This is a genomic window from Ferrovibrio sp., from assembly GCF_965278975.1.
Taxonomy (GTDB): domain Bacteria; phylum Pseudomonadota; class Alphaproteobacteria; order Ferrovibrionales; family Ferrovibrionaceae; genus Ferrovibrio.
In genome coordinates this window covers 2,556,370-2,573,373 of the sequence record NZ_OZ257126.1, presented here as the reverse complement: position 1 = coordinate 2,573,373, position 17,004 = coordinate 2,556,370, and the positions used below count along the sequence as shown (strand labels likewise).

At 64.6% G+C, this 17,004-nt stretch carries 14 protein-coding genes; 10 read left to right on the top strand and 4 right to left on the bottom strand.

What is annotated here, in order from left to right; all coding sequences use genetic code 11:
* Window positions 1-23: 23 nt before the first annotated feature.
* Both ACQY7X_RS12375 and ACQY7X_RS12370 read left to right on the top strand, forming a co-directional pair.
* Window positions 24-2,624, top strand: coding sequence for a circularly permuted type 2 ATP-grasp protein (locus ACQY7X_RS12375; protein WP_428245545.1), 2,601 nt, complete (start codon window positions 24-26; stop codon window positions 2,622-2,624).
* Window positions 2,624-3,571: a transglutaminase family protein gene (locus ACQY7X_RS12370; protein WP_428245544.1), complete on the top strand. Its 948-nt coding sequence runs from the start codon at window positions 2,624-2,626 to the stop codon at window positions 3,569-3,571. The genes ACQY7X_RS12375 and ACQY7X_RS12370 overlap by 1 nt, the downstream gene beginning before the upstream one ends.
* On the opposite strand, the gene ACQY7X_RS12365 is transcribed toward ACQY7X_RS12370, so the two are convergent.
* Together ACQY7X_RS12365 and ACQY7X_RS12360 are read right to left on the bottom strand one after the other, a co-directional pair.
* Window positions 3,568-4,293 (bottom strand): SDR family NAD(P)-dependent oxidoreductase, encoded by a 726-nt coding sequence (locus tag ACQY7X_RS12365; RefSeq protein WP_428245543.1) that lies wholly within the window; start codon window positions 4,291-4,293, stop codon window positions 3,568-3,570. The two genes, ACQY7X_RS12370 and ACQY7X_RS12365, sit on opposite strands and share 4 nt — an antisense overlap.
* Entirely contained in the window at window positions 4,290-4,979 is a 690-nt protein-coding gene (locus tag ACQY7X_RS12360; protein WP_428245542.1) for an SDR family NAD(P)-dependent oxidoreductase, read from the bottom strand. Before ACQY7X_RS12360 ends, ACQY7X_RS12365 begins: the two co-directional genes overlap by 4 nt.
* A gap of 275 nt (window positions 4,980-5,254) precedes the next feature.
* On the opposite strand from ACQY7X_RS12360, the gene ACQY7X_RS12355 reads away from it, so the two are divergent.
* From ACQY7X_RS12355 to ACQY7X_RS12320, 8 genes are read left to right on the top strand one after another with little or no spacing between them, the layout of a single operon-like run.
* A complete protein-coding gene (locus ACQY7X_RS12355) occupies window positions 5,255-5,944 on the top strand; it encodes a GntR family transcriptional regulator (protein WP_428245541.1) in 690 nt (229 codons plus the stop codon).
* Window positions 5,945-5,950: 6 nt separating this feature from the next.
* Window positions 5,951-7,768, top strand: a complete 1,818-nt coding sequence (locus ACQY7X_RS12350) for a gamma-glutamyltransferase family protein (RefSeq protein WP_428245540.1) — start codon at window positions 5,951-5,953, stop codon at window positions 7,766-7,768.
* A gap of 35 nt (window positions 7,769-7,803) precedes the next feature.
* On the top strand, window positions 7,804-8,520 hold the full coding sequence (locus ACQY7X_RS12345) for a DUF1028 domain-containing protein (RefSeq protein ID WP_428245539.1): 717 nt from the start codon (window positions 7,804-7,806) through the stop codon (window positions 8,518-8,520).
* On the top strand, window positions 8,520-9,485 hold the full coding sequence (locus ACQY7X_RS12340) for an ABC transporter ATP-binding protein (protein ID WP_428245537.1): 966 nt from the start codon (window positions 8,520-8,522) through the stop codon (window positions 9,483-9,485). Before ACQY7X_RS12345 ends, ACQY7X_RS12340 begins: the two co-directional genes overlap by 1 nt.
* Window positions 9,482-10,552, top strand: coding sequence for an ABC transporter ATP-binding protein (locus ACQY7X_RS12335; RefSeq protein WP_428245536.1), 1,071 nt, complete (start codon window positions 9,482-9,484; stop codon window positions 10,550-10,552). The genes ACQY7X_RS12340 and ACQY7X_RS12335 overlap by 4 nt, the downstream gene beginning before the upstream one ends.
* An 18-nt stretch (window positions 10,553-10,570) precedes the next feature.
* The gene (locus tag ACQY7X_RS12330; RefSeq protein ID WP_428245535.1) at window positions 10,571-12,073 is read left to right on the top strand and encodes an ABC transporter substrate-binding protein; all 1,503 of its coding nucleotides are present in this window, start codon (window positions 10,571-10,573) and stop codon (window positions 12,071-12,073) included.
* 47 nt (window positions 12,074-12,120) lie between these two features.
* Window positions 12,121-13,062, top strand: a complete 942-nt coding sequence (locus ACQY7X_RS12325; protein WP_428245534.1) for an ABC transporter permease — start codon at window positions 12,121-12,123, stop codon at window positions 13,060-13,062.
* Window positions 13,059-13,937 (top strand): ABC transporter permease, encoded by an 879-nt coding sequence (locus ACQY7X_RS12320; RefSeq protein WP_428245533.1) that lies wholly within the window; start codon window positions 13,059-13,061, stop codon window positions 13,935-13,937. The genes ACQY7X_RS12325 and ACQY7X_RS12320 overlap by 4 nt, the downstream gene beginning before the upstream one ends.
* Window positions 13,938-13,982: 45 nt before the next feature.
* Here the strand turns inward: ACQY7X_RS12320 and ACQY7X_RS12315 are convergent, their stop codons facing one another.
* Entirely contained in the window at window positions 13,983-15,785 is a 1,803-nt protein-coding gene (locus ACQY7X_RS12315; RefSeq protein WP_428245532.1) for an ABC-F family ATP-binding cassette domain-containing protein, read from the bottom strand.
* Entirely contained in the window at window positions 15,785-16,804 is a 1,020-nt protein-coding gene (locus ACQY7X_RS12310; RefSeq protein ID WP_428245531.1) for an NADP-dependent oxidoreductase, read from the bottom strand. Before ACQY7X_RS12310 ends, ACQY7X_RS12315 begins: the two co-directional genes overlap by 1 nt.
* Between the last annotated feature and the right edge of the window lie 200 nt (window positions 16,805-17,004).

Genomic DNA, 17,004 nt, shown 5'->3' with positions numbered 1-17,004 from the left:
CCGCGATTCGCCCCGGGAGAGCCATGTCCTCCGCGCCACCAACGAAGGCCGAGAAGCCCGCCGCACCGGCTGGTGCTGCGGCTGCGCGCCAATCGGTTTCGCAGGGGCCGGAAGCCTGGGATGAAATGGTGACCGGCCAGGGCAGCATCCGGCCGCATTGGCAGCCGCTGCTGGCTTCGCTCAGCCTCCTCGGCCCCAGTGGTCTGGTGGAACGCGCCGAGCGCGGCCGCCAGCATCTCGAAGACGAAGGCGTCACCTACAACGTCTATGAATTGCCGAACGAGCCTGGGCGCGGCAGCACGGTGGAGATCGCGCCGCCGATCCCGGAGCAGCGCCCCTGGCGGCTTGATCCGGTGCCGGTCATTCTCTCCAAGGGTGAATGGGCCGTGATCGAGGCTGGCTTGATCCAGCGCGCGCAATTGCTCGATGCCTGGCTGCGCGATATCTACGGCCCGATGCGCAGCCTGAAGGAAGGCCACTACCCACCTTCCCTGGTTTATGGCCATCGCGATTTCCTGCGCCCGGCGCGCCAAAGCGATGGCGGCACGCCCGGCCGCATGCTGCAACATTACTCTGCCGAACTGGTGCGCGGCCCCGATGGCGTGTGGCGCGTGATCGCCGACCGCACCCAGGCGCCAGCCGGCGCCGGCTATGCCTTGCAGAACCGCCGCGTCATGTCGCGCCTGATGGGTACGGCTTTGCGGGAATGTCGCGCGCGGCCGATCAATGCCTATTTCGAATACTGGCAGGCAGACCTGCAGGCACGCGGCCAGGCGATGCGCGATAATCCGCGCGTGGTGCTGCTCACACCCGGTCCGTATAACGAAGCCTATTTCGAGCATATCTATCTGGCGCGAGAACTAGGCGCCACGCTGGTGGAAGGCGCCGACCTCACCATGCGCGATGGCCGCATCTACCTTAAGACCCTGGGCGGCCTTGATCCGGTGGAAGTAATCCTGCGCCGGCTTGACGGCGAATGGTGCGATCCCCTGGAACTGCGTGCGGAATCCGCGCTCGGCGTCACCGGCCTGTTGCAGGCGGTGCGCGAGAACCGCGTGGCGGTGAGCAATGGCATCGGCAGCGGCATTGCGGAACAGCCAGCCATGCTTGCCTTCCTGCCCAACCTGGCCGAGCAGTTGCTTGGTGAGCCATTGCAGATGCCCTCCATCGCCACCTGGTGGTGCGGGCAATCCTACGCCCTGAGTGAGGTGGAATCGCGCTTCGACCAGATGGTGGTGCGCGGTGCCCGTGACTTGCGCTTCGCACCGATCACGGTGGCGAATCTGAGCGATGCCGAACAGGCCGCGCTGCTGGCCCGCATCAAGGCACGCCCGGCGGATTTCGTGGCACAGGAGCGTATCGTGCCCTCCGTGGCGCCAGGCCTTGGCGAAAGCGGCAAGCTGGAGCCGACGCCGATCCTGCTGCGCGTGCAGGTGGTTGCCGATGGCGACAGCTATGTAGTGATGCCCGGCGGCTTGGCCCGCGTGCCATTCGGCGGCGACCCGTTCAGCGCCACCATCCAGCGCGGCGGTATCAACAAGGACGTATGGGTCGAGGCAACCGATCCGGGACCGCTGGTGATCCGTGGCAACACGCCGCGCAATCGCCTGCAATTGCGGCGCTCATCCGGCACCTTGCAGAGCCGCGTTGCCGACGATCTGTTCTGGCTCGGCCGCTCGGTGGAGCGCCTTGACGATGGCGCGCGGCTGCTGCGCGGCACGCTGAGCCGTCTGATCGGTGAAATCGGCAGCGCCCGCGATCTGGTGGAAATGTCGGTGCTGGCGCGTGCGCTCTCGCGCTGCGGCATCATCGATCAGCGCGCAGCGGCGGCGCCCCCCGATACGCAAGTTTTTGCCCGTGCCGTCACCAATGCCTGCGCGCCGAGCCAGACGCTGGGCCAGACGCTGGAAGCCATGGAGCGCCTGGCGGCCGTAGCGCGCCACCGCTTCTCCGCCGATATGTGGCGCATGCTGAACCATCTGCTCGGCGAATTGCGCCTGTCGCGCCCGGGTGCTGGTGGCGATCCCGATGCCATGCTGGAATTCTGCGACCAGATCATCCGCGCCACCGCCGCCATTGCCGGCATGCTGGCCGAGCATATGACGCGCGGCAGCGGCTGGCGCTTCCTCGATTTCGGCCGCCGGCTCGAACGCGGCATCTATATCGCGCGCACCGTTTCGGCGGCTGCCACCGTGCTTTCCAGCAATCAGGAATCGGCGTTCCGCATTGCCCTGGAACTGAATGATTCCAGCCTCACCTACCGCCGCCGCTACCGTGCCTCATTGCAGGCAGCGGCGGTATTCGATCTGCTGCTGCTTGATGCCAGCAACCCCCATTCCCTGGGTTTCCAGTTGCAGACCATGGCGCAGCATCTCGATATCCTGCCGCGCCGCGAGCAGCCGCCGCGTTCGGAGGATTGCCTCAGCCTGAGCCAGCCTTTCGCCGATATCGTTGAACGTTTCGACCGCGACGACCTGTCCAGCGCCGAATGGCAGAGCCAGGTATTGCGCCTGCGCGGCAGTTTGGATGCCACCACCCAGGGTCTGATGGATATTTCCGATCAGATCACGCGCACCTATTTCTCGCATATCCAGCTGGCGCATGCCTTCGGGTTCGGCTCCTGATGAAATACCGCCTGCGCCATACCACATCCTACAGCTACAGCTGGGCGGTCGACATGTCGCACCACCTGCTGCATCTGGCGTTGCAGGATGGACCGCGCCAGAGCGTGCGCAATTGCCGTATCACCACCGCCCCTGAAGGCCGCGAACTCACCGAGAGCCTTGATCATTTCGGCAACCGCATCGGCTATCTCGCCATCGAGGAGCCGCATACGCGCTTCGATGTCGAAGTGGTGGCGGAAGTGGAGGTGCAGCCGTTCAAGCCCCCGGCAGATGACGCCACGCCGCCCTGGGAGACGATCCGCGAGACGCTGAACGGAGATGGTTTCCCGACTGAGAGCGCGGCTTGCGAATTCGTGCTGGAATCACCCCTGGCCAGCACCGACAAGGCGATCAGCGCCTATGCCGCCGAATCCCTGACCCCGGCACGCCCGATCCTGGCAGCGGCCCGCGACCTTACCGCGCGCATCAACAAGGACTTTCGCTACGATCCGGCGGCGACGGAAGTGTTCACCCCGGTGGCCGAGGCAATGGCGAAGCGGGCCGGCGTCTGCCAGGATTTCGCGCATCTGCAGATTGCCATGCTGCGTTCGCATGGCCTCGCGGCACGCTATGTCTCGGGCTATATCCGCACCATGCAGCCGGGCGACAAGGCCGGCCTGCGCGGCTACGATGCCAGCCATGCTTGGCTCTCGGTCTGGTGCGGACCAGAGCATGGCTGGATCGACCTTGATCCCACCAACAATCTGGTGGTTTCGGAAGATCACGTCACCACCGCCATCGGCCGCGACTATAGCGATATCAGCCCGGTGCGCGGCGTGGTGCTGGGCGGTGGCCCGCATCGCGTCAATGTGGCGGTGGAACTGCTGCCGCTCGCTGCGCCGGCCGCAGCCGCACAGCCTCAGATGCAAACTCAATCTCAGACCCAGACGCAGGCGCCTTCGGCCTAGAGTGCGTCGCCGCCATCAATGACAATCGCCTGGCCGGTGACATTCGCTGCCGCCGCACTCGCCAGATACAGCACCATTGCCGCCACTTCCTCTGGCCGCGTGATCCGCCCCAAAGGTGCCGTGGCGCCGGCTTGTGCTTCGGTGATGCCGAGTTCACTGAACCGCTGCCGCGCCATGGCGGTATCGACCCAGCCCGGGCAGATGGCATTCACCGTGATGCCGCGCGGCCCCAAAGCCTGCGCCAGCGCCTTGGTGAGGCCGACCACGCCATGCTTGGCCGCGACATAAGCGATCTGGTCCGGCACAGCGCGTAGGCCCAGCACGGATGCGATATTGACGATCCGCCCCGCCCCATCCACCAGCAGATCGCGCGCCGCGCGGCAGCAGAGATAGCTGCCGGTGAGATTGGTGGCGAGGATGCCATCCCAGCCAGCCGCCTCCGCCGCGCTGCCGAATTCAGCACCGCCCGCGATGCCGGCATTGTTCACCAGCAGATGCAGCCGGCCATGGTGTTGTTTCACGGCCTTGAACAATGCCGCCACCGCATCCGCATCACTCACATCGCAATGATGCTGGTGCAGGCCGGGCAGCGGTTCGAAGGCGCCACGCGCCACGCCATGCACCACATAACCCGCTTCGATCAGCGCCGCGGCAATGGCCCGGCCAATGCCCCTGCTGGCGCCCGTGACAACGGCAATAAGCGGATCGCCCTTCGCTGTCATTGCGCCGTACCGCCGCCATCCACTGGAATCACCGCGCCGGTGACGAAGGAAGCCGCATCGGAAGCCAGAAACGCCACCATGGCCGCGATTTCACGCGGCGCGGCCAGGCGGCCAAGCGGCACCGCTTGAGCATAGGCCTGGTCCGACGCACCGGCGAAAATCTCCGGGTAATGCAGGTTCAGCCCCGCCATCACTTTTTCCAGCATCGGCGTGTCGGTGCTGCCCGGCGCCACGCAGTTGAAGCGGATGTTATGCGGCGCCCAATCCAGCGCGGCGCTCTTGGTAAGCTGCGCCAGCGCCGCCTTGCTGGCGCCATAGGCCGCCGAAGCTCGCTTGCCGATAAAAGCCTGGTCGCTGGCGATATTCACCACACTGCCGCGTTTGGCCGCCACCATATCCGGCAGCAAAGCCTGCATCAGGGCAAAAGGCGCCAGCACATTGATGCGGAACAGGCGTTCGGCATCGATCAGCGGCGTATCCAGCAGATTGCCCAGCAGAGTGATACCGGCATTGTTGACCAGAATATCGATGGCGCCAGCCCGGGCACGCAATTCGGCCACCCAGTCGGGAATGGCATCCAGCCGGTAAAGGTCCTGTTCGGGCAGATCGAAGCCATGCACTTCGGCGCCGCAGGCAGCCAGGGTCTCGGCAATCGCCGCGCCGATGCCACCCTTATGCCCGGTCACCAGGGCTCGCCGCCCTTTGAGGTCAACTAGGCTCAAATACTGTCTCCGTGCTGGCTTGCTAACATTATACTGACGTTCTCCGGCCCAGGATCAACACACCGCCTGGAAAATAAGCAAAGCCGCAGCCAGCCCGATTCCGCCCAAGGCTTCGGCAAGTCAATTAATTTCTCATAACATTCAAATAGTTGTAATAAGTCCAATGCCCCCATTGGCAGGACTGGCACGGCGACTGCATACTGTATGCGACCCGCTCTCCTGCCGCTCTGGTAGCCCCAATGAATGAGACCGTCGCCCTCCGATCCGCCGTGCTGAAACGCAGCACCACGACCGACGATGTGCGCGAGCGGCTGGCCGATGAAATCCTGCTCGGCCAGTTGGAACCCGGTTCGCGCCTGGACGAGCAAAGCCTGGCACAGCGTTTCGGCGTGTCGCGCACACCGGTGCGCGAGGCACTGAAGCAACTGGCCGTCACTGGTCTGGTCGAGGCCCGCCCGCATAAGGGCGTGGTGGTTTCGGCGGTAACGCCGGAGCGCCTGGCGCAGATGTTCGAGGCCATGGCCGATCTGGAAGCCGCCTGCGCCCGCCATACCGCTTTGCGTATGGATGATAGTGAGCGCCATGCGCTGACCTCGCTACATGCCTTGAGCCGCGAGGCGGCAACGGCTGGCGATTTCGAACGCTACGACCAGCTTAACCGCGATTTCCATGCCCTGATCCTGCGCGGTTGCCATAACGACTATCTCGCCGAAGCGGCGCAGAGCCTGCGGCTGCGCGTCACGCCGTTTCGCCGCGCGCAATTCCTCAACCCGGCGCGTATCGAAGAATCCTATGCCGAGCATGAAGCCCTGGTGGCAGCCATTCTCGCCCGCGATGCCGATGCCGCCCAGGCCACCATGCGTGGCCATCTCGCCCAGGCCGGCGATGCCTCGGCCGAATTCCTCGCCCGTCCCAAACATCCGATCTGATCCAGCATGAGCAAAGAACCGCTTTTCACCACCCGCCCGGAAATCCGTGGCAATTTCGGCGTCGTCGCCTCCACCCACTGGATCGCCGCGCAAGCCGCCATGGGCGTGCTGGAGCGCGGCGGCAATGCCTTTGATGCCGCCGTCACCGCCGGCTTCGTGCTGCAGGTTGTCGAGCCGCATCTGAACGGCGCCGGCGGCGACCTGCCTGCCCTAATCTGGGATGCCAAGAAGCAGAAGATGGATGTGCTGTGCGGCCAGGGTCCCTCGCCCCGGGCCGCCACGCTGGATGCCTTCAGCAAGCTGGACCTCAAGCTGATCCCCGGCTCCGGCCTGCTGGCGCCCTGCGTGCCCGGCGCCATGGATGCCTGGCTGCTGATGCTGCGCGACCACGGCACCATTTCGGTGGCCGAGGCTTTAGCGCCTGCGATCCATTATGCCGGCCAGGGCTATCCGCTGGTGCATCGCATCGTCGATACCATCGCCACCGTGACCGAGCTGTTCCGCGATGAGTGGCAAACCTCCGCAGCCATCTATCTGCCGCATGGCAACCTGCCGCGCCCGCTGCAGATGTTCCGCAATCCGGCGCTAGCGGCTTTTTATGAAAAGCTGGCGAAGATCGGCAGCGAGGCTGCGGGCAGCCGCGAAACCAAGGTGGATGCCGTGCGCAAGGCCTGGAGCGAAGGCTTCGTGGCCGAGCGCATCGACCGTTTCTGCCGCGAGACCGAGGCGATGGATGCTTCCGGCCGCCGGCATCGCGGCCTGCTCACCGGCGCCGACATGGCCGGCTGGCAGGCAAGCTGGGAAGCGCCGCTGACCTATGATTACAAAGGCTGGACGGTGGCGAAATGCGGCCCCTGGAGTCAGGGACCGGCCTTCCTGCAGCAACTGGCTTTGCTGCGCTATTTCGATCTCGACAAGATGGACCCGGTGGGGCCGGACTTCGTGCATGTGGTGGCGGAAGCCACCAAGCTGGCCTTCGCCGACCGCGAAGCCTGGTATGGCGACCCCAATGCCGTGGCGGTGCCGATGCAGGCGCTGCTGTCGGATACCTATAACGCCGCCCGCGCCAAGCTGATCGGCGAACGCGCATCGCTGGAACTGCGTCCCGGCAACCCGGATGGAGGCAGCGCGAAACTCGCCAGCGTGAAGGCCGATGTCGGCATGGCCGCCGGTGTCGGCGAACCGACTGTCGGCAATCTCGATCCGGTGCCGAACAAGCGCGGCGCCGCCAGCGGCGATACCTGCCATGTCGATGTGATCGACCGCTGGGGCAACATGGTGGCGGCAACGCCTTCCGGCGGCTGGCTGCAAAGCTCGCCGGTGATCCCGGAATTCGGCTTCTGCCTCGGCACCCGCGCGCAGATGTTCTGGCTGGAAGACGGCCTGCCCAATTCCTTGCGGCCAGGCGTTCGTCCGCGCACCACACTTTCGCCCTCCATGGTGCTGAAGGATGGCCAGCCGGCCATGGCGTTCGGCACCCCCGGCGGCGATCAGCAGGATCAATGGTCGCCGCAGCTTTTCCTCAAAATCGCGCATCATGGCCTGAACCTGCAGGAAGCCATCGACAACCCGGCCTTCCATTCCGAGCATTTCCCCTCCTCCTTCTATCCGCGCAAGGCTAAGCCCGGCTTCCTGGCACTGGAAGGCCGCTTCCCCAAGGCAACGATTGAAGAGCTGCGCCGGCGCGGCCATGACGTGCATGTCGGTGGCGACTGGTCAGAGGGCCGGCTCTGTGCCACCGCCATCGAGCAGACGCCGGAAGGCACGGTGCTGAAAGCCGGCGCCAATCCGCGCGGCATGCAGGGCTATGCGGTCGGACGATGATGGACCGTGCCAGTGAAAAGTGGGGACGCTGACGCATGACTTGGTCGATCGTCGCCCGCGATCCTGCTTCCGGCGCCTTCGGCGTTGCCGTCACCACCAAATTCTTTGCCGTCGGCGCGCTCTGCCCCCATGCCATGGGCGGCATCGGCGCCCTGGCAACCCAGGCCCTGGTCAATCCCACCTGGGGACCGCGCGGCTTGGCCTTGCTGCGTGAAGGCGCGGCGGCGCAGGCCGTGCTGGATCAGCTTGTTGCTTCCGATGATGGCCGCGCCACGCGGCAATTGCACCTCATCGACAACCAGGGCCGCACGGCCCAGCATACCGGCAGCGACTGCATCGGCTGGTGCGGCCATCTCGCCGGCAACGGCTTCTCGGTGGCCGGCAACATGCTGGCCGGCGAAGCGGTGATTGGCGCCACGGCGCAGAGCTTTGCAAACTCGGCCAAGCCGTTCGCCGAACGGCTGGTCGATGCATTGGATGCCGGTCAGGCCGAGGGTGGTGACAAGCGCGGCAAGCAATCGGCGGCATTGATCGTTTATGGCTCGGAGGATTACCCGGAATTGTCGCTGCGCGTAGACGATCATGCCGAGCCACTGACCGAACTGCGCCGGCTATACGAAATCTCGCAGGGCCGCTTTGCCGCCTTTCGCAAATTCATGGCAACGCGTGCCAATCCTTCCGGCATCTATGATCGCGCGGTGATCGAAGCCGAGGCGCAGAAGCTCGAAGCGCAAGCGCGGGGAGCGGCCTGATGGCTTTGCTCGAAGTCGAGAATCTGCATACCTATTTCCAGGTCGATGGCGGCGAATTCCGCGCCGTCGAAGGCGTCAGCTTCCAGGTCGAATCCGGCCGCACGCTCGGCATTGTCGGCGAAAGCGGCTGCGGCAAATCGGTTACCTCGCTCAGCGTGATGGGCCTGCTGGCCAAGCCGGCCGGCCGCATCGCGCAAGGCAATATCCGTTTTGACGGCACCGACCTGCTCGCTTTGCCCGATGCCGCCATGCGCGACCTGCGCGGCAACCGGGTGGCGATGATCTTCCAAGAGCCGATGACCTCGCTGAACCCGGCCTACACCATCGGCGACCAGATCATGGAAGGCCTGCAGCGGCACAAGAACCTGTCGCCCACTGAAGCACGCGCACAGGCCATCGAAATGCTGCGCCGCGTGCGCATCCCGGCGCCGGAACAGCGCGTGGACGATTACCCGCACAAACTTTCCGGCGGCATGCGCCAGCGCGCCATGATCGCCATGGCCCTGGCTTGTGACCCGCAATTGCTGATCGCCGATGAACCGACCACGGCGCTGGACGTAACCGTGCAGGCACAGATCCTGGACCTGCTGCGCGGCCTGCAACGTGATTTCGGCACAGCGATCATGCTGATCAGCCACGATCTCGGCGTCATCGCCGAAATGGCTGACAGCGTGGCGGTGATGTATGCTGGCCGTGTTGTCGAGGAAGCGCCGGTGGCGGCGTTGTTCGACGCGCCGCAGCATCCCTATACCATCGGCCTGCTCGGCTCAATCCCCCGGCTTGAGACCGAGCAGGATCGCCTTGCCGCCATCGAGGGCAGCGTGCCTGATCCGATGAATCCGCCGCAGGGCTGCCGCTTCCATCCGCGCTGTCCGTTTGTGGGCGAAGAATGCCTGAAAGCCGAACCGAGCTTGCGCGACATGGCACCGGGCCATCGCGTTGCCTGCTGGAAGGCGCCGCTATGACCGCCCTACTGGAAGTGGAGAACCTGTCCAAGCGCTTCACCGCGCGCAGCAACTGGTATGGCAAGCCAACGGCTTTCCTGAGTGCGGTAGACGATATCAGCTTCACGCTTGATGCCGGCGAGACATTGGGCATCGTTGGCGAGTCCGGCTGCGGCAAATCCACTACCGGACGGCTGGTGCTGCGGCTGCTGGAAACCTCTGGCGGCCGCATCCGCTACGATGGCCGCGACATCACGGCGCTGGAAGGTGAACAACTCCGCGCGTTGCGCCGCGACATGCAGCTGGTATTCCAGGATCCTTACGCCTCGCTTAATCCGCGCATGACGGTGGCAGATATCCTGACCGAGCCGCTGATGCTGCATGGCCTGGTGCCACCGGCGAAGCGGCCCGAGCGCGTGGCGGAATTGCTGCGCCTGGTCGGCCTGAGCCCGGATCATGCGCGGCGCTATCCGCATGAATTCTCCGGCGGCCAGCGCCAGCGCATCGGCATTGCGCGCGCTTTGGCCGTGGAGCCGAACCTGATCGTCTGCGATGAGGCAGTATCGGCGCTGGATGTTTCGGTACAGGCACAGGTGCTGAACCTGCTGCGTGATCTGCAGCGGCGGCTGAACCTCGCCTATATCTTCATCGCCCATGATCTGGCCGTGGTGCGCCATATCGCCGACCGGGTAGCGGTGATGTATCTTGGCCGCATCGTCGAGATCGCGCCGACGCGGCAGCTTTTTGCGCAACCGCGCCACCCCTATACCCGCGCCCTGCTCTCCGCCATCCCGGTGCCGAACCCGCAGGCCGACCGCCAGCGCAGCATCCTGGGTGGCGATGTGCCAAGCCCGCTCAATCCGCCGAGCGGCTGCCGCTTCCATACCCGCTGCGCTTTTGCCACGCCGCTGTGCAGCCAGGAAACCCCACTGCTGGAAGATGGCGTCGCCTGTCATCACTGGCGCAATCTGCCGCCGGCAGCGCCATTGCCTTCCGAAGGCACCACGGCGGGCGCCGAACGCCTGCGCCGCCTGCAAGCCAAATTCCTTCAACCCACCCCTTCTTTGGAAATCAGTGCGCAACCGTAAAAACGGAGGAACAACGTGATGTTTAAGCGAACCCTGATGGCCATCCTGCTTGCCAGTTCGGTGGCAATGCCGGCAGCGGCGCAAACCTTGAAGTTTGGCCTGGCCGAGGACCCGGACGCACTGGATCCAACGCTGGCCCGCACTTTTGTCAGCCGCGTGGTGTTCTCGGCACTGTGCGACAAGCTGGTGGATATCGCCCCGGATCTTTCCGTGGTGCCGCAATTGGCCACCGAATGGGCCTGGTCGGCCGATAACAAGGCGCTGACCATGAAGCTGCGCCCGGGCGTGACGTTCCATGACGGCGAAAAATTCGACGCCGAAGCCGTGAAGTACAATATCGAGCGGCACAAGACCATGCAGGGCTCGCAGCGCCGCGGCGAGCTTTCCGCCGTCACCACCGTCGAGGTGGTCGATCCGCTGACCGTGAAGCTCAACACCTCGGCGCCCTTCGCGCCACTGCTGGCCACGCTTACTGATCGCGCCGGCATGATGATCTCGCCCAAGGCCGGTGCCGCGCTGGGCGACAAGTTCGCCACCGCGCCGGTCTGCGCCGGCCCGTTCAAGTTCGTCGAACGCGTAGCGCAGGACCGCATCGTGGTCGAGAAATATGACGGCTACTGGAACAAGGCCAATGTGCATTTCTCGCGCATCGAGTTCCGCCCGTTCATCGATGCCACCGTGCGCTTCGCCAATCTGCGTTCCGGCCAGCTTGATATCCTGGAGCGCCTGGCTGCCACCGACGCCGCGGCCGTGCAGAAGGACAAGAAACTGAAATTCGGCTCCATCACCGAAATCGGCTATTACGGCATCACCATCAATATCGGCAAGAGCGACAAGGCGAAGTCGCCGATCGGCTCCAATGCCAAGATCCGCGAAGCGTTTGAACTCTCGCTGGATCGCCAGGGCATCAACCAGGTGGTGTTCGATGGCCTGGCCACGCCGGGCAATCAGTGGGTTGCTCCGGGCAATGCCAATTACGCCAAGGCGGTGCCAGTGCCGAAGCGCGATGTCGCCAAGGCCAAGGCTTTGCTGAAGGAAGCCGGCAACCCGAACCCGGTGGTGAATCTGGTGACGCCGACCACCACGGACGCGCGCAACATCGCCCAGGTGGTGCAGGCGATGGCGAAGGAAGCCGGTTTCGATGTGCGCATCCAGGCCACTGAATTCGCCACCTCGCTGAACATGGCCGACAAGGGCGATTTCGAGGCTTATATCCTGGCCTGGAGCGGCCGCCCCGACCCGGATGGCAACCTCTACAGCTTCCATGGCTGCAAGCAGCCGCTGAACTATTCCGGCCTGTGCAATCCGGCGCTGGACGAGGTGCTGAACGACAGCCGCCTGACCACCGACATCGCCCAGCGCCGCAAGGCCTGGGAGAGCGCGGCCAAGATCGTGCTGGCCGAGCGCCCGATCATCTACCTGCTGCATCGCAAGTGGCTGTGGGCCTATAACACCAAGCTGACCGGCTTCAAGGAATACCCGGACGGTCTGCTGCGTTTCGTCGGCATGAAGCTGAGCTGATAGATTAAGGAGCGGCGGGTGCGGGCAACCGCATCCGCCGATTTCATATGCTGCGTTTCCTGGTCCGCCGCGTCGCCATCCTGCTGCCGACACTGCTGTTCGTGTCGATCATCATCTTCGGGCTGCAGCAATTGCTGCCCGGCGATCCCGCCATTGCCATGGCCGGCGAGGAGCGCGACCCCGAAACCATCGAGCAGATCCGCGAGAAGTATAACCTGAACAAGCCGATCCCGGTGCGTTACTGGCTGTGGATCAGCGGCGTGCTGCAGGGCGATTTCGGCGAGTCGATCCGCATCCAGTTGCCCGTCTCCCAGTTGCTGGTGGAGAAACTGCCCGTCACCATCGAACTCGCCGTGCTGGCGATGCTGGTGGCACTGATCATCGGCATCCCCGCCGGCATCATCTCGGCGCTCTATAATGGCCGCTGGCCGGATTATGTTGCCAATGTCGTCGGCCTCTGGGGGCTGTCGACGCCGAATTTCTGGCTCGGCATCATGCTGATCCTGCTGTTTTCCGTTGAACTTGGCTGGCTGCCCGCCTCCGGCTATGTCGAGCCGGGCGAAGACCTGCTCGGCAATCTGGAAGCCATGATCATGCCGGCCTTCGTGCTCGGCAACGGCATCGCGGCGGTGATGATGCGCCATACCCGCAGCGCCATGCTGCAGGTGTTGAGCAGCGATTATATCCGCACCGCACGGGCCAAGGGCCTTTATGAACGCATGGTGATTTTCAAGCACGCGCTGCGCAATGCTGCCGTGCCGGTGATCACGCTCGGCGCGCTGGAATTCGGCCAGTTGCTTTCGGGTGCCGTGCTCACCGAGCAGATTTTCTCCATCCCCGGCTTCGGCAAGCTGATCGTGGATGCGGTGTTCAACCGCGATTATGCGGTTGTTCAAGGCGTGGTGCTGTGCACCGCCACGGCCTATATCCTGCTGAACCTGCTGGCCGATATCGCCTATTTCCTGGTCAATCCGAGGCTGCGGTCATGAGCGCTGCAACCGCCACGCTGAACAAGGCGCGCGAAGAAAGCCCGATGCGGCGCGCCTTCCGCCGCCTGCTGCGGCGCAAGGGCGCGGTGGTCGGCCTCGTCATTGTCTGCCTGTTCATCGTCGTTGCCGCCTTCGCTGAATTCGTCGCGCCCTATGATCCGATTGCCGCCGACTGGAGCGCTTTGCGCGGCGCGCCAAGCTGGGCGCATCCCTTCGGCGGCGACGAACTGGGGCGAGATGTACTCAGCCGCGTGATCCATGGCGCGCGTGCCTCGCTGCTGGCCGGCGTGATCTCGGTGGCACTGGCTCTGCTACTCGGCATCCCGATCGGGCTGCTCTCGGGTTATGCCGGCGGGCTGCTGGATGGCATCATCATGCGCATCATCGATGCCATGCTGGCAGTGCCGTTCCTGATCCTGGCCATCGCGCTGGCCGCCTTCCTGGGGCCGAGCCTGACCAATGCGATGATCGCCATCGGCCTTTCGGCCACACCGATCTTCGTGCGCCTGACCCGCGCCCAGGTGCAAGCGGTTATGGTGGAGGATTACATCGAGGCGGCACGCGCCGTCGGCAATCCGCCGGCCCGCATCGCCTTCCGCCATGTGCTGCCGAATATCGTGCCGGCCCTGATGGTGCAGGCGACCCTGACCATCGCCTCGGCCATCATCGCCGAGGCCAGCCTGTCCTTCCTTGGGCTGGGCCAGCAGCCGCCTTCTCCAAGCTGGGGCAGCATGCTGAACTCGGCCAAGGATTTCCTCAGCCAGGCGCCGTGGATGGCGGTGTGGCCGGGGATCTCGATCTTCGTCGTGGTGCTGTCGTTCAACCTGCTCGGCGACGGCCTGCGCGATGCGCTGGACCCGAGGCATAGGGGTTAAAATATCGTCATGCTCCGCGAAGGCGGAGCATGACGTTTTTTGTAACTAAGCCTCCAGCTCCTCGCGCAGCATCTCCAGGCGCAGCCATTCCTCCTCGGCTTCCGACAAGGCAGCCTGGGCCGCATCAAGGGCTGCGGCGGCTTTGCTGAAAGCACTGGCATCGCGGGCGAAGAGCTGCGGATCGGCGAGCTTGGCCTGGGCCGTGGCGATATCGGCCTGCAACTGCTCCATGCGCTTGGGCAGGGTTTCCAGCGCGTGCTTCTCCTTGAAGCTGAGCTTGCGCTTGCGTTCGCTTGGTTGCGCTGCCGGGGTCTTTTCGGCTTTCTCGGCCTTTTCGGCAACACGCTTGGCGGTGACGCCCTGGCCGCGCTGCGTCGCCATGTCGGAATAGCCGCCGGGATAGAGCTGCCAGCGGCCATCGCCCTCGAAGCCGAGCACCGCGCTACAGGTGCGGTCGAGGAAATCACGATCATGGCTGACCAGCAGCACGGTGCCGGGATAGTCACCGATCATCTCTTGCAGGAGATCGAGCGTTTCGAGATCGAGATCGTTGGTCGGCTCGTCGAGCACCAGCAGGTTGGACGGCATCGCCAGTGCGCGCGCCAGCATCAGCCGGCCGCGTTCGCCGCCCGACAGCACACCCACCGGCGTGCGTGCCTGCTCCGGCCCAAAGAGGAAATCCTTCATGTAGCCGATGACATGGCGCAAGCTATCACCCACCTGCACCTGATCGCCGCGCCCGCCGGTAAGCGTATCGGCCAGGCTCATCGCGGGATCCAGCGCCTCGCGCTTCTGATCCAGGGTCACCATCTGCAGATTGGCGCCGAGCTTGATCTTGCCCTGATCCGGCGGCAGCGCGCCGGTGAGCAGGTTGATCAGCGTGGTCTTGCCGGCGCCATTCGGCCCGATGATACCGAGCCGGTCGCCGCGCCGCACGCGCACGGACAAATCCCGGATCACGGCATTGTCGCCATAGCTCTTGGCGATATTTTCCGCATCCACCACCAGCTTGGCCGAGAGTTCAGCCTCGGTGACGGTGAAGTTCACCGCGCCGGCCACCTTGCGCTGGTCGCGGCGTTCTTTGCGCAGATCCTGCAAGCCGCGCAGGCGGCCCATGTTGCGCTTGCGCCTGGCGGTGACACCATAGCGCAGCCAGTCGAGTTCGGCGGCGATCTTGCGGTCGAGCTTGTGGCGCTCGACTTCCTCCTGCTCCAGCCAGGTGTCGCGCCAGGTCTCGAAAGCAGCGAAGCCCTGATCCAGCGAGCGGGTTTCGCCACGATCCAGCCACAGCGTGCGGCGTGTGAGGTTGCTCAAGAATCGCCGGTCATGGCTGATCAGCACCAGGGCGGAATTCATCCCGGCCAGTTCGCGCTCCAGCCATTCGATGGCCGGCAGATCAAGGTGATTGGTCGGCTCGTCCAGCAGCAGGATATCGGGACTCGGCGCCAGCGTGCGGGCCAGCGCCGCGCGGCGTGCCTCGCCACCAGATAGGCGCGCCGGGTCTTCCTCGCCGCTCAAGCCCAGTTCACTCAGCAGCGTGCGGGCGCGATGGGCATCATCGCCCGGCGCCAGCCCGGCTTCGACATAGGCCAGGGTGCTGGCGAAGCCGCGAAAATCCGGCTCCTGCGGCAGGTAGCGCAAGGTGACGCCCTGCTGCAAGGCGCGCTCGCCCTTGTCCGGCTGCACGGTTCCGGCGGCGATCTTCAACAGCGTCGATTTGCCCGACCCGTTGCGCCCGACCAGACAGAGCCGGTCATTCGGCAACACGGAAAATTCGGCGCCCGACAACAGAGCCGGGCCGCCGAAACTCAACTGCACATCACGCAGGATAAGAAGCGGTGCGGCCACTAGAGTTTTTCCGCTCCCACGCGCACCTGCATCTTGCCGAAATTATCGCCGCGCAGCATGCCGGAGAAAGCGGCGGGTGCATTCTCCAGGCCATCGACGATATCCTCGCGATACTTGATCTGGCCGGATTTCAGCCAGGCCGCCATGCGCGGCAGGGCGATGTGATAGCGCGAGACATAATCGAACACGATGAAGCCGCGCATGGTGACGCGCTTGCCAACAAACAGGCCGAGCAGGCGCGGCCCCATCTCCGGCGCCGCCAGGCTGGTCTGCGATACCGAACCACAGAGCGCGATGCGGCCGAAGAAATTCATCTGCTTGAACACCGCATCGGCCACCACGCCGCCGACATTATCGAAATAGACATCGACGCCAGCCGGTGCCGCCGCCTTGAGCGCCGCATCCAGGTCGCCGGCCTTGTAATCGACGCAGGCATCGAAGCCGAGGCTTTTGACGAAGGCGCATTTCTGCTCGCCGCCGGCGATACCGACGACGCGGCAACCGGCGATCTTGGCAAGCTGCCCCACCGCCTGGCCGACGGCGCCCGAGGCCGCCGAGACCACAACGGTTTCGCCGGCCTTCACGCCCGCCACATCGAACAGGCCGAAATAGGCGGTCATGCCCGGCATGCCCAGGATCGAGTTCGACCACGAAATCGGGCCGAGGCTGGTGTCGATCTTGCGCAGGTCGGCGGCTTGCGCGATGGCATATTGCTGCCAGCCGAGGCTGCCTTCCACGATCTCGCCGGGCTTGAAATCGGGATGCTCGGAGGCCACCACTTCGCCGACAATGCCGCCGGCCATCACGCCGCCGATGGCCACGGGGGGCGCATAGGACGGCACATCCTTCATGCGGCCGCGCATATAGGGATCGAGCGAGAGATAGATCGCCCGCACCAGGATTTCGCGATGCTTGGGCTGCGACATGGCCACGGTCTCAAGCCGGAAATCATTCGGCGAAACCTCGGCCGGCGGGCGGGCGGCAAGCACAACGCGGCTATAGCTGGCGGGCAGGGACATGGCTTCCTCTCCAGGGTGATTTTTCAGGTGGCGGCAATCTAGGGCGATGCCCCGCAATCTCCTAGTATTTGGCGGCGCTTTGCATGTGGGAGGCTTGGCTGCTGCCTGATCATGCCTATGCCGCCGTGTTTTGCCTTATGCCGGCTTGTCTTGCCTTAGCCAGGGCAGGTTATTTTGCTGATTTTCCAATATAAACTGTC